Source organism: bacterium, from assembly GCA_017744355.1.
Lineage (GTDB): Bacteria > Cyanobacteriota > Sericytochromatia > S15B-MN24 > UBA4093 > JAGIBK01.
In genome coordinates, this window is record JAGIBK010000003.1 from 142226 (window position 1) to 161163 (window position 18938).

The following is an 18938-nucleotide window of genomic DNA, read 5'->3' on the forward strand; positions in this document are numbered from 1 at the left end:
CGACCAAGCTGAGCAAGGGGAGTGCGTCTCCTGGTCGAGCGCAAAGGCGCCCTAATCGAGAAGCTTTTCGACCGCGACTACCACCACTTGCCAGGGTTGATCATCCCGGGGCTCGTGACGAAGCGCTGGAACTCGTTGAAGTCCACGCTGCCGTTGTCGTTGGTGTCCATCAGGGAGATGATCGCCTTGTAGCCCCACTTGCTCACGTCCGCCGCGCTGAGCAGGCCGTCGTTGTTCACGTCCATCAGGGTGTAGAGCAGGCGGGAAACCGCGTCCATGTTGCCGGCCATCCGGTTCATGAACTCATCGTAAGTGACCACGTCGTCCATGTTCACGTCGATGGTCTGCCACATCACGAGGAAAAGCGGGCTCTTCTTGGCGAGTTCGGCGCGCGTCAGGACGCCATTCTTGTCGGTGTCGAGAGACTGGAACTCACGCTTGACGACGTTCGCGATCGCCGAGCGCACCAGGTTGATGTCCTGGGCCTTCACCGCGCGGCTCTCATCCTGGGCGGTCGCCGAGGGCAGCGAGGCGGGCCGGGAGCAGCCGGCGAGGAGCACGAGGAGAGCCAAGCCTAAGACGGTGCGGGCGCGGTGGAACATCGACGCTTCTCCTGGTCACGACACAGCAGTTAATCGTTATTTAATTTACTACAAATGCCGTATTAAAGAAGCCACGTCCATGAATCAGGACGCCCCACTAGGGAGCAGCGTCGCTCTCTTCCTCCCACTCGAAGCCGGCGCCGACCGTCGTGCGGAACTCGCCGGGGGCCGAGCCCGCCCGGACGTAAAGGGCCGAGGCGTCCGGATGACGCGCAAGCAGCGCCTCGCCGCGCTCCTCGCCCAGCACGTAGAGGCAGGTCGAGAGGGCGTCGGCCTCCTCGGCCGTCCGTGCGCGCACGGTGACGCTGACCATCCCTTTGACCGGCGCGCCCGAGGTCGGATCGACGATGTGGCCGTAGCGCACCCCGTCCTTCCAGAAGCCACGCTCGTTATCGCCCGAGGTCGAGATCCCCCCGCTCGAAAGCGGCACCACCCCGAGCATGTCCCCTTCGCTGCGCGGGTGCTTGATACCGAAGAACCAGGACTGGCCCGCCGGGGGCAGGCCCCAGACGCCCTGGTTGCCGCCCGCATCCACCCGGGCCGCCACGGCGCCGTGGCGCTGCATGACCGCAAGGGCCCGATCGACGGCGTAGCCCTTCGCGATCGCCCCCAAGTCGAGTTCCACGCCCGCTTGCGAGAAGCGGACGCCCTTCGCCGGATCGAGCCGGACCTTCCGGTAGCCCACCTTGGCGCGGGCCTCGGCGATACGCGCGGCGGGCGGCACCTGGTAATCCAGGTACTTGAAGCCCCAGGCGCGGACCAAGGGCCCGACCGTCGGATCGAAGGCGCCGCCCGTCTCTTCGGCGTAAGCGAGCGCGCGCCGCAAGAGGCCCATGGTCTCGGGGCTGACCGTCACCCAGCGCTTGGCGGCCTCACGGTTGACGCGCGAGAGCTCGCTCTCCGGGCGGTAGGTGCTGAGGCTCTCGTCCAGGCGCTTCACCTCGGCGAAGGCCTGTGCGATCGCCTCTTCGGCCTTAGGGCCGCGGGCCTCAACCGTCCAGAGGGTGCCCATGGAATAGCGGACCTGCGTGAGAACGCCGCCCTCCTCGGCCGCCGACGGCGGACAGGGGGCGGCGAAGAGCGCGAATGCCACGAGGGTCCAGGCGGCCCGAACGCGACCGTGCATCATGGCGAGACGAGGGGCTCGGGAGCCTTCTCGCGGGCGGCGGCTGCGCGAGCCGCGCGCATGCGGGACAGGCGCACGCGGATGACCCGCCCGAAGTAAAGGAAGTAGCCACTCAGCACCAGCACGATCAAGGCGACCGAGACCGCGTCGGTGATCGGCACCCCGTAGGTGCCCCAGAAGCGGCCGTCGTGCAGGTCGTACATGAGCTGCGCGAGTTGCTTGCCGTCCTCCGCCTTGGGGGCGGCGGGCTTGGCCAGGTGGCGCCACTCGCCGCCGGACGCCGCCTGGAGGTAGAGACCCTCGGTGGTGGCGATCAGGACGCGGCCCGCCCCGTCCAGCGAAAGCCCCGTCACCTGGGTGCCCTCGGGCGGATAGAAAGGAAGGGTCATTTCTTCCCAGATGTCGCCGTGGTCCTCGGAGCGGAACACCCCGATGGAGCGCAGCGAAAGGTAAACGACCCCCGGCCGATGGGGGTCGAAGAGAATGGTCCCCGCCTGCTCGGCGGGAACGGGCAGGACGGCCTCCTCCCAGGTCTGACCAGCGTCGAGCGAGCGGAACACGCCGTCGTTGGTGCCGACCAGGACACGCCGCGAATCCGTCGGATCCACGGCGGTCGAGAGCACGTACTTCTGGAAGGGGGACTGCGCCGCGGCGCCGCCCTGAGGAGGGCGACGCCAGGCGTCCTGGTGGTTGAGGCCGATTGCCGTACCGGCGGCGATGAGGATCATCACCCCGGCCACGAGGCCGAGCCAGCGGTGCAGCGTCAGCATGGTCTTGGTCATGTCTCGATCCTAGCGGCTCGCCTTCAGTTCGTCGATGATCACGACGGCCTTCTTGACCCCAGCGGCGATGGACCAGGACGAGACGGTCGCCCCCGTCAGGTGGACGACGTCCCGATTGACCATCAAGGCGTCGTCGCTCGTCTTGCCAAGGAACTGGTTGAGGAAGCGGCGACGCTTGACCGCGTCGCCGCGCCGCTCCCGGTACACCATGACGGCCACGTCGCGGACGCTGCCGTCCGGCTTGATGCCGACCACGAAGGTCATGGGGTAGTACTTCCCCTGCTCGTCGAGGATCATGGCGTAACCGGAAGGCTTGCCGCCGCTCGCGCTCTGGTAGACCGTGAACGAATCGTCCTCGATCTTGCGGCCCAGGCGACGCTCGATCCGCTTGCGCTCCTCGGCGCGAGGGGCGTAAGTGCGCGTCGTGACCGGGTCACCCGCGGGCAGGGCGATCTTGAGGGCCTGGTCCTTGGTCAGGTAGACCTGCTCGTAGAGCTGGGGGGCTTCCTCTTCTGCGAAGGCCGGAAGGGCCGTCGCGATCGCCGCGAATGCGACGAGCGGCAATGCAATCCTCATGGTTTCCTCGTTAGAAGCCGACCGCGATCGAGCTCCAGATGGCGTCCTTGTTGCCGCCGATCGGGTCAGCAAGGCGCTGGTACTCGATCTTGGTCACGAAGGTCTGGATGGGACGGTAGTTGAGACCCACCAGGTACTCGGTCTGGTCGTTCTTGGTGCCGGACTTCGCCTTGTCGGTGTTGGCCTGGCCATAGCGGCCGACCAGCGCCATGCTCGCCTGCGGGAAGCCGCCCTCACGACCCATGAAGGTATTGTGCAGCATCTCGGGGAAGAAGCGATAGCGGCCCTCGACGTAGTAGCCCTCCATGCTGCCGGGGATGGTGGTGAGGATGTTGGGCTTGGTGGCGTCGGCGACGAAGCTGCCGCCCTCGGTCAGGACGTTGGCGTACTCGCCGAGGATCTCGACGGGGCCGAGCGAGAGGGTGGTGTCGGCGCCGAGCATGCTCATGTTGCGGTTGGCATCGTACACGCCGCGGTAGCCGCTCATGCCGACCTCGAGGCCGAGCCAGGGGCTGACGGACAGGCGGCCCGAGAGAGCCTTGTTGCCGTTGTTGTCCTTCTTGAAGCTGGGACGAGCGTCCTTGAGGCCGCGATCAGCGCTGATCTTGTCGCTGAGGCCGTTGGTCACGTAGGCCTCGTACGAGATCTGCATGTCCTCGGTGGGGTAGACGAAGCCGTGGAAGCCGGCGCCGGTGTCCATCCAGGTGGTGGGGATGACCTTGTCGGCCATCAGGGGACGGTTGGTCGTCTCGCGGACGTCCGAGTCGTGCAGGACGTTGACGATGCCGAAGGGCACCAGGACCACGCCGCCGCGCAGCGAGAGAGCATCATTGATGCGGTAGTCGGCCCAGGCCTGCTCGATCTTGAGCTCGCCGTCCTTGGTGTTGGCGTTGATCTGACCGCCGTACTCGTACTCGATCTCGGTGTTGAAGAACAGGTTCTCGTGCAGGTAGCTCGACGCCTGCAGGATCAGGCGGTGCTGGCGGAAGGTGCTGTCCTTGCCATCGAGGGGCAGGCTGAACTCGTTGTCGAAGTAACCGCCGATGCGCGACTGGGCGCGACGATCGAAGGAGGTGATCGAGCGGCCGCCGGGGCCCTGGTTGGAGGTGATGCTCGGGGCCTTGGCGTCGGTCGTGGGCTGCGCCATGGCAGGAGCCGCCACCAGGACGGACAGGGCGGCGAGAGCGTGAATCGCGTGCTTCATTTGGGGGGTCCTTTTGGAGATGAAAAAGCAAAAACAGTGACAGTGAGAATCATTCTCAGTTGCAACATGTACCAGATTACGCCTACTTGCGAAAGGTTGTCAATAAGGAGCGCCCACTTGATCTCGCGCAAGTTTGACGCCCCCTCGCTGGTTGCGAGGGGGCGTCAAAGCGAAAGATCCGGGCTGGCTCAGTAGCGAAGCGCCGGTCGGAAGCCGATCCGCGCCGTCGCGGCGTTGCGCGGGCTCTCCAGCACGACGGTCCAGATCCCGGAGTATTTCTCGCCTTTGATGTTTTCGGCGGTGCCGCCCCGGTAACTCTTGGCTGCGGCCACCCCAGGTTCGATGTAGAACATGTCGTTGGAGAACAAAGCGAGCCCCACCCAGTTGACCGACTTGGCCACCCCGTAGCGCCGCAGGCGCGGATCGGTCGCGATCGCCGTGAAGCTGTCGCCGCCGGTGGGAGCGGCGATGGGCAAAGTCACGCCGTTCACGACGAAGTTGCCCGACGCGCCTCCGAGGGTCGCCGTCCACTCGGCGATGTTGCCGTTGAGGTCGTACACCCCGGCCGTCGTCCCGGTATGGGTGGTCAGGTTCGTCGTCCCGCTCCAGGTTCCACGGGTGCCGGTGCCCGTCAAGGCCCGGATGCCGCTCGCGGTCGGGTCGTCCTGGAAGGTAATGCTCGTGTCCTCGACGTCCTTGCCGCTTTGGTTGTTGCCGTAGACCTTGAGACCCTGGATCATCGACCAGACGGCGAGCGCCGTCCACTCCTCGTCCCGCATCAGGTGGCAGTGGGCATCGTAGGCCATGCTGGCCTTGGAAGCCTCGTCCCAATCGACCATGGCCCACGGCACCGCGCCCTTCTGGACCTTGAGCGCACCCGAGACGCCCGCGGTGGTGCCGGTCGCATCCGCGCGCGAGGCCTCGTACTTGCCGGCATAGAAGCCGCCGAAGGTCTCCTGGGCCCAGTCGGCATTCTCGGTGCCCAGGGGCTTGTCCTTGACCCAGTAGCCCACCGGCTTGGTCGTGTTGCTCCCCCCGCAGTTCGCAGGGTTGATCAGCTGGTAGGCAGTGAACACCGGGATCCAGACGAAGGTGCTCTCTACCCCGTTCTTGGTGAGCTTGTAGTCGTGGTGGACGGTCTCGTCCCCCACGTCGTCCGGGGCCTTGAGGCCCGCCGCCGCCGACGCGCGATCGCCCAGCGGGTCCAGGTCCTGCTGGAGCAGGGACGTGATGCTGGCTGCGCGGGCGGTGACCTCGGCGGCCGAGTGAGTGCCGAAGGGCGTGACCGCACCGTAAGTGGGGCCCGAGACGACCCCGAGTAGTTGCGAGAGCGAGACGGCCGGATCCTCCCGGTCGATCAGGGCGACGGCGGTGGTCAGCGGGCTGATGACGATCGTGCCCTGGCCGCCCACCGGGTTGGTGATGCTCGCCCAGCCGGTATTCGTCCACTTGAGGACCGTGATCATGGAAACGTGGTTGCCGCTCACGCCTCCCACCCGCTTGCTCACCTGCAAGTAGTAGTAGGCGCCCGTCACGACCGAGAAGGGCATCTCGAGCGAGAAGGCCCCCGCGGCGTCGGTCAGGCCGGTGGCGAGCGTCCGGGCCGTGCCGGGGTCGATCACGGCGACGGTAGCATCGGCCCCGACGTCGCTCGCCGCCGCCAGGACCTTGCGTTCGGGGAAATCCACACGCCCCTGCACCGGGGCTGCGGCGATCGCTTCAGTCCCAGGGGGCGCACCGGGCAGCCCCGGCGCGACCAGGGGGCGATCCAGGGAGGGGGTGTGGCACGCCGCCAGCAGGGTCACCCCCAGCACCAGCGCCGCCCGGTTCAACTTGGTCGTTCTCATCGTCCCTCTCTCCCGCCTAGCGATAGGACAGCACCGGCCGGAAGCCGAAGTAGGACTGGGTGTTGGTGCGGGCCTCATCCAGGGCCATGCACCAGAGGCCCGCGTCGTTGCCGTTGTGACGGGCCCCGCCGCGCAAGGCCCCGGTGGCCCCGCCCTGGAGCAGCCACACACGGTCGCGGCCCCAGGCATCGGTGCGCGCGAGCTGGGCCGTCGCGGGCAGGCCATAGCGACGCAGGCGGATGTCCGTGCTCAGCGTCAGCACCCCCACGTCCGTCGCGCCCCCGGTCGAGATCCCCAGGCCGGTGTCGACCCCGTCGATACGGTAGGTCGAGGCATTCCCCGAGACCGCCGCTGTCCACTCCCACACGTTGCCGTTGAGGTCGTACACCCCGGCCGTCGTCCCGGTATGGGTGGTCAGGTTGACGCCCGGCGCCCAGCCCGGCTTCGTCCCGGTCCCGGTCAGGGAGCGGCCCCCGGTGCCCTGCGGATCCGCGGTGAAGACCACCGCCGCGTCGGTGATGTCCTTGGCGGCGTTGTTGTTGCCGTAGACCGTGACGTTGTTGATCATCGACCAGACGGCAAGCGCGGTCCATTCGTCGTCCCGCATCAGGTGAGCGTGGGCGTCGTAGGTGAGGCAAGCCTGGGCGGCCTGATCCCAGGTGACGCCGGTCCAGGGGATGACTCCCTGCTGTACCTTGAGGACTGCCGAGGCGTTCGCAGCCGCCGCCGTGGCGTCGCCGTGGCTCGCCTCGTACTTGCCGACGTAGAAGCCGCCGAAGGTCTCCTGTGCCCAGTCGACGTTCTCGGTGCCCAGGGGCTTATCCTTGACCCAGTAGCCCACCGGCTTGGTCGTGTTGCTCCCCCCGCAGTTCGCAGGGTTGATCAGCTGGTAGGCAGTGAACACCGGGATCCAGACGAAGGTGCTGTTCACCATCCCCACCTCGGGGACGAGGACCTTCTTGATATAGTCGTGGTGCTTGGTGGCATCCCCCCCGTCGTCCGGGGCCATCACCCCGGAGCCCGCGGCGCGATCGCCCACCGGGTCCACATCGGACTGGAGCGCTCCGACGACCTCTGCGACCTTGGTGCCGATCGCCGCCAGGTTGTTGCCGGGCAGGGCCGTGGGCTGGTCGAAGGCGGCCCCCGAGACCGTCCCGATCAGGTTCGCGAAGGAGACCCCCGCATCCTCCCGATCAATCAGCGCCACGGCGGTGGTCGTCGGGTTGACGACGATGGCCCCCGTGCCGCCCGCCGCATTGGTGATGCTCGCCCAGCCGGTGCTCGTCCACTTGAGGACCGTGAGCATGGAGACCTGGTTGCCACCCACCACGGCACCGCCCACCCGCTTGGTCACCTGCAGGTAGTAGAAAGCGTTGAGCCCGGGGCTGAAGCCGCTCGAAGGAGCCAGGGAGAACGCCCCCGACGCGTCGGTCAGACCCGTGGCGATCGCCCGGCCCGTCGCCGGTTCGAGCAGGGTGGCCGAGGCGTAGGAGCCGACCTCGGTCGCCGTCGCCGCCGCGCGCCGCTCAGGGAACACCCCTGTTCCACGCACGACCGTCGAGACGCTCTCCTGGGTGAGGCCAGCGGGCGAAAGAGAAAAGGCGGGCCCCTGGGGCGAGGCCGCATGGCAGGCCGCCAGCAGGGTCACCCCCAGGGCCAGCGCCGTCCGATGCCAGATTTGCTTGCTCATGGACACCTCGCTAGTAGCTACCGGTCGCCGTCACGCCGACCGGTGCGATCCGCAGGCCGACCCCCCACGTGTTGAGGCCCGAGGTCAGGGCGTAGGGGCCTGGCACGGGCCGGGTCGTGAGGGTCAGGGGATCGCGGGGACCGTCGAGCTGGGCGGCGGTCGCCCAAGCCTGGTTGGCCGCGTTCAGCGCCCGAGCGCTCACGGTCCAGCCCTCGCCCGGCGTCAGGCCGGTGAAGAGGACCGAGGCCGTCGCGCCAGCAGGATTCGAGACGGTCTTGGTCACGGGCGAGCCGCTCGGCGGGGTGAGGGTGACGCTCGCCGTCGCCGTAGCGCCGGGAATCCCCGCGAGCGTTAGGCGGACCGTCCCGAAGACCGGATAGTCGAGCACGCCCGAGGCCTTGCTCCCCACGGTCACCGTCAAGGCACCGCGGGTCGCCCCGTCGGGCACCGTCACCCGGATGTAGCGCCGGGCCGGATCGACCGCGGTCACCGTCGCCTCGGCCCCGTTGAAGCGGACCCGGTTCAGGGCGGGGTCCGGGTCGAAGACGAGGCCCGAGAGGGTCACGGTCCCGCCCAGATCGGCCCCGAGGGCGGGCAGGACGCCGAGCCCGGTCGCCGGCCGGAGCACGAAGCTGCCGTCAGCCTTGGTGATGGTCGCGAGCGGGTCCAGATCGCCGCCTAGCGCGGCGCTGACGACCTCGTAGGCCCCGTGGAAGTCGGCGACCGAAAGGTTGGCGACGGCGCTGAAGGTATCAGGGGTGACCCCGTCCGACACCTTGCGCTGGAGGCGGCCCATCAGGCCGCCGAGATCCACTGCCGCCCCCTGGGCCGTGTTGATCTGGGCGGCCGCAGCCAGCGCCGTGGTCGTGAGCGTCAGGTCGATGACCGCCCCCGTCAGACTCTGCCAGCCGCCACTCGTCCAGCGCACCAGGGTCCGGACCCGCGCGGCGCTGTGGCCGGCCGAGTTGGAGCCAAGGCCCTTGAAGGCCTCCAGGTAGTAGACGGAGCCCGCCTCGGGCCGAAAGGCGTTCCCAAGCTGCAGCTGGAAGCGCCCGTCGGCGTCGGTGACGGTGGTCGCCACGGTCAGGGGCGTCGCGCCGGGCTTGATGAAGGAGACGCTCGCGCCCTGGGCCACGTCGGTCACCAGATCGGCCTGGACCGAGCGGAAGCGATGAACCACCCCCGGCTCGACGCGGCCCACGAGGGGGGCAACCGATACGGTCGCCTCGGGAGGCCTGGCGCCGAGGCCCACCAGGGCACAGCCAGCCATCGAGAGGGAAAGGGCGAGGCAGAGGATGACAGGTCTCACGATCCCTCCTTACTGCACCGTGACCGTGGCGGTCGCGGACACCGTCCCCGAACGGACGGTGATGATCGAAGTACCGACGCGCATGTCCTGGAAGAGGCCGTTGACGACCATGGTCCCGGCTCCCTTCTCGCTCGCCTCCCAGCTCAGCTCTACCCCTGGAAGGGGGTTGGACTGAGCGTCGAGGGCCTCTGCGTTGAAGCGGTACGAGGCCTGCAGAGGCAAGGGGTCCGGGAAGGGGAGGATCCGCAGAGACGCGACGCGCTTGAACGGGGTGCTCACGGCGCACGAGTCGACGGTGAGGGTGAGGGGCAGATCCGCCGACAAGCCAGCAGGCACCGTGACCAGGGCCTGGGAGTCGTTCAGGACCGAGACGGTCGTGGCCTGGCCGCCGAAGGCCGCCGTGACGGTCGGCTCGTAGAAGGTCTGGACGCCGTCCTGAAGCTTGACCCAGCGCTGGAAGCCCGCCCCCGTCGCGAGGATCTGCGCGCCGGGTCCGCCGCTCTGGACCACGTCGAGCCGGGGCGCGTTGAGGGGGATCGCCAGCGATGTCTGCTCGTTCGGTAATAGGTTCACCCCTTCGGCCCGGCCGAACGCGAGGACCTTGCCGAGCGAATCCTTCGCGCTCGCCTCGACCGAAAGGTTCCCCAGTTGGGTCAGATCGGCCGGGGTAGAAGTCGCGATCGCCGTCCCCTGATCGTTTCGGACCGTCACCACGAGCGAGTGGGAGACCGCCGGGGGGTTCTGGGCGGCGACCAAAAGGCGCGCCTTCTCCTGGACGGTCACGCTCGCCGTCGCCTTGACCGCTCCGATACTCGCCGTGATGATCGCCGACCCGGCGCGCAGGGCCTGGACACGGCCCACCTGGTCCACCGAGACGATCGAAGGAGCCGAGGATAGCCAGGTGATGACAGCCGACGGGCTGCTCGACACCGTCTGGAAGAGGTGCGAGGAGGGGAAGAGACCACCGCCACCCTGACGGGGCACGGCCAGGGCCGCCGCCGGCGAGGAAATCGAGAGGGTGATGGGCGCGGGGGTCGGCGCGGGTGAGGCACCGCCGTTCGGGTCACCGCCCACCGAGCCGCCGACCTCTCCGCTGGGCGGAGCCGTCGTCGGCTGGGGCACACCGGTCACGGGGGGCCCCTCGTCCTCCGGCGCACAGGCTGCCAGCGAGGCGCAAAGGCTCGCAAGCAAAAGCATGCTAGCCAGGGGGAAGACGGGATGCCGCACGGGGGTTCGCACCGATTCCACTGCCTCTTGAGGGTCGGTTCCTGCCGATTCGCGCTGTCCGGGATACAAACAAGCATACCCACAACTAAGCCCCCCGTCCCAAGCCGCATGTCACGACTTGGCGGGGGGCTTAGCGGCACAGGGCCTGACTAGGGGCGTGCAGGAGGCGCCGGGGGCAGCTCGAAGTGGTAGTGAGCCCCGGCCTGCGCGAAGTCGGCGAAGGTCTCGACGTCCCCGACCAGCTCGATGTCATCGGCCGAGACCAGCTGGGCGTCCGGCAGCTTGCCGGTGGCGGGCTCCTGGCGCTTGAGGTCGCCCTTCTCGATCTTGAAGCGCTGGACCTTGATCGCCGAGCCCTCGCCCGCAAAGGCCACGAACCAGGTCACGTCGAGCACGTCCGAGGGGTTGGGGCCCGTCAGGTTGAGGACCTGGACGTCCATCCGAAGATCCCCGTCAGTGGGCACGTCGAAGGCGAAAGGCGGCAGGGCGTGGACGCGCTCGGCGAGCTCCCGGCTGTGGGCCCCGCCGAAGAACCTGACGCTGCCAGGCTTGAGGCCCGGGACGTTCAGGTCCAGGGTGATCCGGTGCTTCAGGTCCTCCTCGCGCTGGCGCTTGAAGGCCTCCTCGGGGGTCATGCCGGGTTCGGCCTCGTGGAAGCGACCGTCGGCGCCGGGGACGAAGACCTCCCGGTTGTCGAAGGCGCGGCCCTCGCGGGTGTCCAGGTCGAGGCCGTCGAGGGTGCCCATGTCGCCGTTGAACTCGATGCGGACTTTCTGCTGCTTGTTCTTGGGCACGTCGCGGAACTTGAGCTTGCCGTCGACCACGTCGTACTGGTCGGCCGACAGCGGCTTGCCGTCCAGGTAAACCGCCTTGATCTCGTCCCGCTTGAGGGTCCTGGCCTGGCCTTCGTTGTCGGTCAGCCTGAGCTCCAGGCCCGCCTCGGCGAGCAGCGCGTTGACGTCGTTGGGGGTGAGGTTCTTGAGGGCGTCGCAGCCGGTGAGGGCCAGGGCGATCGCGCCGATGCCGAGCAGCTTCGAGACGTGTTTCATGGCGGCTTTCTACTTTCACGGTAGGAGTGAAGGTGCACTTGCACGCTTCTAGCCCATGAGTACCCGTCGCAATAGCGGCCCAGCCGTGAAAAACGTGAGGCTTGCGCAAAGCCAAGCGGGAGTTAACCTACGGCGTTTCGATTAAAGCCAGCCCCTGCTGCTAAAGCCGGCCCCCGCCGCCGCCCTTGGCAACAGCTCTTCGAGGATCTCCGGCGAGAGGGGCCGGTAGAAGCGATAGCCCTGCATGATCCGGCAGCCCATGGCCCGCAGGAAGGCGACCTGCTCGTGCGCCTCGACTCCCTCGGCGACCGTGTCGAGGCCGAGGCTCCGCGCCATGGCGATGATGGTCGAGACGATCGCCGCGTCGTCGCGGCTGTTGGGCAGGTCGCGCACGAACGATTGATCGATCTTGAGGGTCTGGATGGGGAAGCGCTTGAGGTAGGCGAGGGACGAGTAGCCGGTGCCGAAGTCATCGAGCGACAGGGTCACCCCCGAGTGCCTCAGGGCGTCGAGCTGGGCGATGGCGCCCTCCACGTTCTCCATCAGGCTGCTCTCGGTGAGCTCCAGCTCCAGCTGCTCCGGGGCCATGCCCGTCGCGCGGAGGGTGGCCTCGACGCGCTCAACCAGACCCTCCGAGGCGAAGTGGCGGCCCGAGAGATTGACCGAGACCCTGACGGGGGCCAGGCCGTTCCGGCGCCAGTCCATGTGCTGCTCGCAAGCCGTCTGCAAGACCCACTCGGTCATGGGGATGATGAGGCCGCACTGCTCGGCGATGGGGATGAACTCGGCCGGCGAGACCAGCCCCCGCTCGGGATGGCGCCAGCGCATGAGGGCCTCGACCCCGACGATCCGGCCGGTGCCCGCGTTCACCTTGGGCTGGTAGTGCAGGTGGAAGGCCCGCTGCGCCAGGGCGCCGCGCAGGTCCCGCTCCAGGGCGACGCGATCGAGCGCCTGCTCGTTCAGTTCGCTTGCGCCGAACCCGGTCACGCAGTCGTCCACCCGGCGCAGCAGAGTCCGGCTCAGGGCCTCCCCGCCGTCCTGCGAAAGCGCCTGCTCGAGGCCCTCGCGATGGAGGCGCCCGATGCGCGGCAGCGCCAGGCGCACATGGCCCGCCACGTCCTCGGCGAGCCGAGCCGTGAAGGCCTCGACCGGCATGGGGACCAGGGCGGAAGCATCAAGCTGCGGGTCGTTCATCGTTGCTCCTCTTCGCGGCCACCGACGAGGCCTGCGCTGTCGGTTATAGCGAAGCGAGCGAAGACGGCCAAGGGAAGAAGGTCCCGACGGGGTGGGGGCGAAAGTCACGAGCGCGCCACGATAGGCGGAACTTCACGTAACCAGAATTTATGACCGAGGTGCGACACGACTTCTTCACAATCGCAACCTTGTAGGCTAAGCTAGGGGCACTTCGCACCAGCACGCTTCGCTCCACTCGTCCGAGGCAGGATTCCAGCCCCTATGCTTGATACCGCACCCGAACCCGGCGCTCGCATCCTGCTCGTGGATGACGAGCGCGACCTGCTCGCGATGCTCCACGAGTGGCTGAGCCACTTCGGCTACCAGACCCGAACAGCCTCCAACACCCTCGAAGCCGTGGCGCTCTTCAAGCAGGAGCCCTTCGACGTCGTGGTCACCGACCTCAAGATGCCGGGGCTCGACGGCTTGCAGTTGCTCTCGCTGTTCAAGGAGCTCGACGCGCGCACCGAGGTGATCATCCTCTCGGGCCAGGGCACCATGGAGGACGCCATCCAGGCGCTGCGCGGAGGCCGGGCCTTCGACTTCCTCCAGAAGCCCCTGCGGGACCTGCACAAGCTCAACCACGCCATCGAGCAGGCCCTGGCGCGGCGCCGGCGCAAGGCCCCCGTCCTGCCGACGCCGATGGTGCTCGAAGCGCTCACCGAGCGCGAACGCGAGATCGTCGCCTGGCTCGCCCAGGGGCTCAACAACCGCGAGATCGCCGATCGGATCTGCCTCAGCGACAAGACCATCAAGAACCACCTCTCGCGCATCTACGACAAGCTCGGCGTGAACAACCGCACCCAGGCGGTGCTCCTCTGCCAGCAGCTCGGCATGGTCGAGTGAAACCTCCGCGCCCGTCATCCGGGACTTTCGTCCCTGGCGCTCCGGCCTCGGCGGCGCTAGACTCCGAACCACGGCCCTCGAAGCGACCCGGCGGTCCGGGGCAGGTAAGCAGGTGCGACATGCCGTGCAACCAACCAGACCAGCCTCTCGGCTCCGGCGTCTGCGCGGAGACCGGAGCGCATCCTGAGCGCTTTCTCAACACGGTCTCGCACGGCCTACGCTCGCCGCTCACCGCCATCATCGCCGCCACCGAGCTCCTGCTGCACGCGAGCGGCCCGCTCACCGAGCGCCAGCGCCGTCACGCCGAGCGGGTCCGCGCCAACTCCCAGGACATGCACGACCGGGTGAGCGACTTGCTCGAGCTGAGCCTCCACCAGGCGGATCGCGTCACCCTGCACCTGCGCCCCTTTGACCTGGAGGCGTGTGCCGCCGAGGCGATCGCAAGCATCCGCCCCCTCGCGCTGGCGCAAGGGGTCGAGGTGATCCACGCCCCGAGCGCGCACCCCGTCACCTGCCGGGTGGATGCGGCGCGCATCGTCCACCTGCTGCGCAACCTCCTCTCCAACGCGATCCGCCACACGCCGACCGGCGGCCAGATACGCCTCAGCCGCGAGGTGCAGGGCGCCTGGATCGTCCACCGGATCGAAGACACCGGCTGCGGGATCGCCCCCGCCAGGCTCGAGACCCTGTTCGAGCCCTTCTACCAGGGCCGGAGCGAAGGGGGCGATCGCCTGGGCATCGGCCTCAACGTCTGCCGCGCCATCGTGGAGCGCCACGGGGGCACCCTCTCCGTCGAGAGCATCCTGGGGATCGGCAGCAGCTTCAGCTTCACCCTGCCCCACCCCGCAGGCGACGAGGCCTAAACCGCGCGCGGCTCCTGCGGGGCCAGCGGCAGCCAAAACCAGAAGGTCGCTCCTTCGTCCGGCGTGCTGCGCACCCCGATGTCGCCCCCATGGGCCTCGACCACGGCCTTGCAAATGCTCAGCCCCAGGCCGAGACCGCCTTGCCCCTGCCCGGTCCCGAGCTCGCTGAAGTGACGGAACAGCTTGGGCAAGTCCTGCGGAGCAATCCCGGGCCCGGTGTCCTCCACCTCACACCGCAGGCCGTCCCCCTCCCTCCAGAGCTGCACCCGGACGCGCCCGCCCTCGGGAGTGAACTTGAGGGCGTTCTGCAGCAGATTGACGACCACCCGCTCGATGCGCCGAGCGTCGAAGCTGGCCACGGGGAGGGCGGGAGGCAAGTCGAACGCCACCTCGAGATGCTTCTGCACCGCGAGCGGAGCGAGACCCTCGGCGGCCTCGCGGATCACCTGCCCGAGATCGCCCTCGGCCAAGGCCAGTCGGAAGGCGCCGGCCTCCAGCAGGGCCAGCTCGAGCAGGTCGTCGATGAGGTGCTCGAGTTGTAGGCTGCCCCGCAGGATCCGCTCGACGAAGGCGCGCTGCTCGGCCGTCAGTGGGCCGCCGAGACCTGCCAGCAGGAAGTCGGCGTAGCCTCGCACCGACGAGGCGGGCCCGCGCAGGTCGTGGGAGACGGCGTTGATCAGGCGGGTCTTGAGGCCGTCGAGCTCGCGAAGCTCGACATGCTGCGCCCGCAGCGCCTCTTCGAGGCGCTTCTGGTGGGTGACGTCCTGCATCGTCGAGACGAGCCGCTCGGGGCGCCCTGTCGGGTCCAGGACCGCCTCCACCTGCATCCGGAAGACCTTCTCGGCACCGCTCGGCAGCACCAGCCGGACCTCGTCGGCCAGACCCTGGCGCCCCGCGAGGGCGGCTTCGATCATGCGCCAATAGCGCCTGCGGTCCTCCGGCAAGGGCATGGCCTCGATCCAGTTATCCTTAGACGGAAGCGCCGACGGATTCAATTCGAGCATGCGAAACAGTTCGGCGCAGCCCGTCCACTTGTCGCTTTCAATATCCACCTCCCAGGTCCCGATCCCTGCGATCGCTTGGGTGCGGGCCAAGCGACGCCGACTCTCGCGCAGGGCCTCGTTGCGGACCAGCAACTCGTAGGTCCGCTCGCGCACGCCGGCCTGCAGCGAGGCGGTACGTTCTTGGAGCTCCTCGGCCATCAGGTTGAAGGCCGTGGCGAGCTCCGTCACCTCCTGACAGCCCTCGACCGGCGCCCGCGCCGCCAGGTCCCCGCGCCGCCACCGCAGGGCCACGCGCTGCAGGGCCACGAGCGCCCGCAAGAGGCGCCTGGCGAAGACGCGTGCGAGCAGGTAGACCGTGCCGAGGCCCATGAGGACAAGCACCGCCCCCCAGCCCAGCTCCTCCCAACGCCGCGCACGGGCGACCTCCACGGGCACCACCACCGAGAGCCCCCAGGGCTGGTGCTCCAAGCGGGTAAGGTGAACGCCGGCGCGCTGCGCGAGTGCCTCGCGCTCGGCAGGGGTCAGGGGGAAGGGATGCAGCGCCTCGGTGGCCGGCCCCTCGCCCTGGGTGGGCGCGTCGACCAGCACCCAGAAGCTGCCCGGCGCCACCTGACCCGCGCCGCGATCGACGATCGTGCCGATGACACCGTCGAGGCGATCGGCGAGCACCGCCACCCCGAGCACCGGCCCGCCCGGGTTGGCGCGCACCGGCGCCATGGCGGCGTAGGTGGGATGCTTGCCCGTGCGATCGCGCAGCACCTCGGTCAGGGCCGGGTGACCTGCGATCGCGCGGCGAAAGGCGGGGGTCGCCGCGAGGCGCTCGGCTTGCTCCAGCTTGCCCACGCCGAGCACCACGCCGCCGCTCCGTGTCAGGACGAAAGCGCTCGCGAGGTGCCGCCCCTCGAGCAACGACAGCAGGAGCCGCCGCTCCAGATCCGCCCGGGCCGCCACGTCCGGCACCCGGAGGTACGCCCCGAGCTCCGGGTAGTCCGTCCCCAGGTGTTGGGCGTAAGCCAGTACCGCGTGCAGCCGGCGCTCGATTGCAGCGCTTCCCTGTTCTCCAGCCAGCGCCATCCGCGCCTGGAGCAACTCCGTCCGGGGGCTCTCGGTGAGCAGCAGCAGGGCGGCCACGGATGGCAGCAAGGCACCTGCGACCAAGAGCAAGACCAGGCCCACGAGCAGATAGCGCAGCGGCCAGTCTCGAACCCAGGCGAGTTTGCGAAGTGCGTTAAGCATCGATCCCCTCGACCTCCCTGCCTCGAGGCCCGTCCCCGCTCGGCACCGACGCATCGAAGGGCAGGCAAAACCAGAACACCGAGCCGCGGCCCGGGGTGCTCCGGACGCCGACCTCGCCGCCGTGCGCCTCCACGATCGCCTTGCAGATGCTGAGCCCCAGCCCGCTTCCCCCCCTGCGAATGCCCAGTTCGAGCTGGGTGAAGTGCCGAAAGAGCAGCGGGACTTCCTCCGGGACGATTCCCTCGCCCGAGTCCTCCACCTCGCACCGCAGGCACCGACCCTCGACCCCCGCCCGAACCCGGACGCTACCGCCGGCGGGGGTGAACTTGATCGCGTTGGTGAGCAGGTTGACCAGGACTCGCTCCAGGCGGTCAGCGTCCATCAGGACGATCAGCGGCGCTGGCGGCAGCTCCAGGTGCAAGTCGAGCTCCGCCTGGACGAACTGCGGCGCAAGCCCCGTACCGGCATCCCGCACGACCCGACAAAAGTCGCCCCCCGCGCGATCCAGCTCGAAGCGACCCGAGTCGAGGCGCGCGTAGTCCAGGAGGTCCTCGAGGAGGTACTGCAGACGGTGGCAGGCGCGCGCGATCTGCGCCAGGTAGCGCTGCTGCGCGGGCAAGGGGGTCCCGCCGAGGCCCTCTTCGAGGAACTCAAGATAGCCCCAGATGACGGTGAGCGGCTCCCGCAGGTCGTACGAGATCGAGTGGACGAAGAGACGCTTGAGGCGATCCAGCTCGACCAGCTGCGCATTCTGCGCGAGCAACTCGCGCTCGAGCTGCTTGACCGCGCTCACGTCCTGGAACGTCCCCATCAGACGGGGATCGGCTCCCACCCCGGCCTCCTCGCGGGCGCGCAGCTCCCGCAGCGTCCCGTCCGGCAGCAGCAGGCGGCAATCGAAGGCGCGCCCCTCGTGGCGCTCGGCGCCACGGTAGAAACGCGCGAAGGCCTCGCGATCATTCGGGTGAACGACCCGCAGCAGCGCCTCCAGAGTCGGCGCCACCCCCTCCGGCGTCAGGCCGAACAAGCGGCATGCCGTCTCCCCGAGGCGCAGACCACGCCCCTGGGGGTCGCGCTCGTACTCGCCGATCCGCGCCAGGCCCTGCGCCTCGGCCAAACGGCGTTCGCTCTGGCTGAGGGCCTCGTTGACCCGGACGAGCGCCTCGGTCCGCTCCTGCACCAGGCTTTCCAGGCCCGCCGTGTGGCGCTCGAGCTCCGAGGCCATGTGGTTGCATGCCTCCGCCAGCTGGCCCAGCTCGTTGGCCCCGTACGCGGGGATCCGCTCGGAAAAATCCCCCTGGGCCCAGGCCGCAGCCGTGCGCTTGATGGTCTGGAACGGGCGCAAGAGGGCCTTCATCCCCGCCAGCGACACGCTCGCAACCCCCAGCAGGATGAGCGACAGCCCCCCCGCATCGAAGGCGAGCGCCTGCATGAACGGCACCCGGTAAGGGTTCTCCTGGACCGCCAGGCGCAGCAGCCACGGCTGGCTGCGAAGCGCGACCTCGAACACCAAGCCCTGAGGGCCGGACCCGGCCGACGAGGCCTGAGAAAAGACACCGAGACCGGGGGCTTGCAGCAGCTCCGCCTCGATCCGCTCGTTGAGGGGAAAATCGGCCGAACGCTGCAGCATACGCTCCGTGAGGATGCCGTAGCGCAGCGCGCGCCGCAGGGTCTGCTCCTCGGCCGCCGGTGATCGGCTGGCGGCTCCCCCCACCAGCCAAGGGCGAAGGGTATGGATCAGGCAAATCTTTTGCCCATCGAACAGGCTCACGTGGCTCGAACCCGGCAAGGCGAGGGCCCCTCGCAGGAGGGTGGCCTCGAGGGTCCTGACGTTGGCGGCCAACACGCAGACCCCGACCACCCGCCCGAAGGCCGGTTCGCGCACCGGGGCGAGGGCCGCGACGTAGCGCTCACGGCTCGCCAGGTCCATATACGGGTCCGTGACCCGGGTCTGGCCCGCAAGCGCCGCTTCGAACTCCGGACCGGCCACCAGCAGGTCGGGGCGCTCGGCCTCGCCGACCCTCAACACCACCCTCCCGGCCGGCGAGAAGACCATCAGGCCCGCGTAGCCGGAACGCTCGACCAGCGCGAGGAGCCGGGCCCGCGGGGCCGAATCCCAGCCTTCGACGAGCGCGCGACGGGGCTCGGGCATGGTGGCGCCAATGGTCGTCGCCCACCCTTCGAGCTCCTCGAGATAAGCGTCGGCCTCCTCGGCCAAGCCCTGGGCGGCATGCCGCGTCATGGCCCGGACGGCCTCATCGGCCTCCCGGCCGCTCACGACGGCATACATGGCAATGACCGATGCCAGGGCGATGATCCCGGCCACCAGCAGCAGCACGAAAAGCAT

At 68.8% G+C, this 18938-nt stretch carries 15 protein-coding genes; 2 read left to right on the top strand and 13 right to left on the bottom strand.

Annotation, left to right across the window (positions count from 1 at the left end; translation table 11 throughout):
• Window positions 1-77: 77 nt before the first annotated feature.
• From J7643_09510 to J7643_09560, 11 genes are all read right to left on the bottom strand, one after another.
• Window positions 78-602 carry an EF-hand domain-containing protein gene (locus tag J7643_09510; protein MBO9540814.1) on the bottom strand — a complete coding sequence of 175 codons (525 nt, stop codon included), beginning with the start codon at window positions 600-602 and terminating at the stop codon, window positions 78-80.
• Between the two features lie 97 nt (window positions 603-699).
• On the bottom strand, window positions 700-1731 hold the full coding sequence (locus tag J7643_09515) for an FAD:protein FMN transferase (GenBank protein ID MBO9540815.1): 1032 nt from the start codon (window positions 1729-1731) through the stop codon (window positions 700-702).
• Window positions 1728-2510, bottom strand: a complete 783-nt coding sequence (locus tag J7643_09520; protein MBO9540816.1) for a PepSY domain-containing protein — start codon at window positions 2508-2510, stop codon at window positions 1728-1730. Before J7643_09520 ends, J7643_09515 begins: the two co-directional genes overlap by 4 nt.
• A 9-nt stretch (window positions 2511-2519) precedes the next feature.
• Window positions 2520-3086, bottom strand: coding sequence for an FMN-binding protein (locus J7643_09525; protein MBO9540817.1), 567 nt, complete (start codon window positions 3084-3086; stop codon window positions 2520-2522).
• Window positions 3087-3096: 10 nt separating this feature from the next.
• The gene (locus J7643_09530) at window positions 3097-4290 is read right to left on the bottom strand and encodes a hypothetical protein (protein ID MBO9540818.1); all 1194 of its coding nucleotides are present in this window, start codon (window positions 4288-4290) and stop codon (window positions 3097-3099) included.
• Between the two features lie 188 nt (window positions 4291-4478).
• Entirely contained in the window at window positions 4479-6137 is a 1659-nt protein-coding gene (locus J7643_09535) for a hypothetical protein (GenBank protein ID MBO9540819.1), read from the bottom strand.
• 16 nt (window positions 6138-6153) lie between these two features.
• Window positions 6154-7827 (bottom strand): hypothetical protein, encoded by a 1674-nt coding sequence (locus J7643_09540; GenBank protein MBO9540820.1) that lies wholly within the window; start codon window positions 7825-7827, stop codon window positions 6154-6156.
• A gap of 10 nt (window positions 7828-7837) precedes the next feature.
• Window positions 7838-9136: a hypothetical protein gene (locus J7643_09545; protein MBO9540821.1), complete on the bottom strand. Its 1299-nt coding sequence runs from the start codon at window positions 9134-9136 to the stop codon at window positions 7838-7840.
• A 9-nt stretch (window positions 9137-9145) separates the two neighbouring features.
• Window positions 9146-10375: an IPT/TIG domain-containing protein gene (locus J7643_09550; GenBank protein MBO9540822.1), complete on the bottom strand. Its 1230-nt coding sequence runs from the start codon at window positions 10373-10375 to the stop codon at window positions 9146-9148.
• Between the two features lie 137 nt (window positions 10376-10512).
• Window positions 10513-11412 (bottom strand): hypothetical protein, encoded by a 900-nt coding sequence (locus tag J7643_09555; GenBank protein MBO9540823.1) that lies wholly within the window; start codon window positions 11410-11412, stop codon window positions 10513-10515.
• Between the two features lie 141 nt (window positions 11413-11553).
• Window positions 11554-12606, bottom strand: a complete 1053-nt coding sequence (locus J7643_09560) for an EAL domain-containing protein (GenBank protein ID MBO9540824.1) — start codon at window positions 12604-12606, stop codon at window positions 11554-11556.
• A 261-nt stretch (window positions 12607-12867) separates the two neighbouring features.
• Between J7643_09560 and J7643_09565 the strand changes: the two genes are divergently transcribed.
• A complete protein-coding gene (locus J7643_09565; GenBank protein MBO9540825.1) occupies window positions 12868-13491 on the top strand; it encodes a response regulator transcription factor in 624 nt (207 codons plus the stop codon).
• 119 nt (window positions 13492-13610) lie between these two features.
• Window positions 13611-14354 (top strand): HAMP domain-containing histidine kinase, encoded by a 744-nt coding sequence (locus tag J7643_09570; GenBank protein MBO9540826.1) that lies wholly within the window; start codon window positions 13611-13613, stop codon window positions 14352-14354.
• On the opposite strand, the gene J7643_09575 is transcribed toward J7643_09570, so the two are convergent.
• Both J7643_09575 and J7643_09580 read right to left on the bottom strand, forming a co-directional pair.
• Window positions 14351-16594, bottom strand: a complete 2244-nt coding sequence (locus J7643_09575) for a HAMP domain-containing protein (GenBank protein ID MBO9540827.1) — start codon at window positions 16592-16594, stop codon at window positions 14351-14353. The genes J7643_09570 and J7643_09575 overlap by 4 nt on opposite strands.
• Complete coding sequence (locus tag J7643_09580) at window positions 16587-18929, bottom strand: HAMP domain-containing protein (protein MBO9540828.1); 2343 nt, start codon at window positions 18927-18929, stop codon at window positions 16587-16589. Before J7643_09580 ends, J7643_09575 begins: the two co-directional genes overlap by 8 nt.
• Between the last annotated feature and the right edge of the window lie 9 nt (window positions 18930-18938).

What these genes read in the sequence shown, in the direction of transcription:
- J7643_09510 (MBO9540814.1), bottom strand. Translation starts at nt 602, where the DNA reads ATGTTCCACCGCGCCCGCACCGTCTTAGGCTTGGCTCTCCTCGTGCTC.
- J7643_09515 (MBO9540815.1), bottom strand. Translation starts at nt 1,731, where the DNA reads ATGATGCACGGTCGCGTTCGGGCCGCCTGGACCCTCGTGGCATTCGCG.
- J7643_09520 (MBO9540816.1), bottom strand. Translation starts at nt 2,510, where the DNA reads ATGACCAAGACCATGCTGACGCTGCACCGCTGGCTCGGCCTCGTGGCC.
- J7643_09525 (MBO9540817.1), bottom strand. Translation starts at nt 3,086, where the DNA reads ATGAGGATTGCATTGCCGCTCGTCGCATTCGCGGCGATCGCGACGGCC.
- J7643_09530 (MBO9540818.1), bottom strand. Translation starts at nt 4,290, where the DNA reads ATGAAGCACGCGATTCACGCTCTCGCCGCCCTGTCCGTCCTGGTGGCG.
- J7643_09535 (MBO9540819.1), bottom strand. Translation starts at nt 6,137, where the DNA reads ATGAGAACGACCAAGTTGAACCGGGCGGCGCTGGTGCTGGGGGTGACC.
- J7643_09540 (MBO9540820.1), bottom strand. Translation starts at nt 7,827, where the DNA reads ATGAGCAAGCAAATCTGGCATCGGACGGCGCTGGCCCTGGGGGTGACC.
- J7643_09555 (MBO9540823.1), bottom strand. Translation starts at nt 11,412, where the DNA reads ATGAAACACGTCTCGAAGCTGCTCGGCATCGGCGCGATCGCCCTGGCC.
- J7643_09560 (MBO9540824.1), bottom strand. Translation starts at nt 12,606, where the DNA reads ATGAACGACCCGCAGCTTGATGCTTCCGCCCTGGTCCCCATGCCGGTC.
- J7643_09565 (MBO9540825.1), top strand. Translation starts at nt 12,868, where the DNA reads ATGCTTGATACCGCACCCGAACCCGGCGCTCGCATCCTGCTCGTGGAT.
- J7643_09570 (MBO9540826.1), top strand. Translation starts at nt 13,611, where the DNA reads ATGCCGTGCAACCAACCAGACCAGCCTCTCGGCTCCGGCGTCTGCGCG.
- J7643_09575 (MBO9540827.1), bottom strand. Translation starts at nt 16,594, where the DNA reads ATGCTTAACGCACTTCGCAAACTCGCCTGGGTTCGAGACTGGCCGCTG.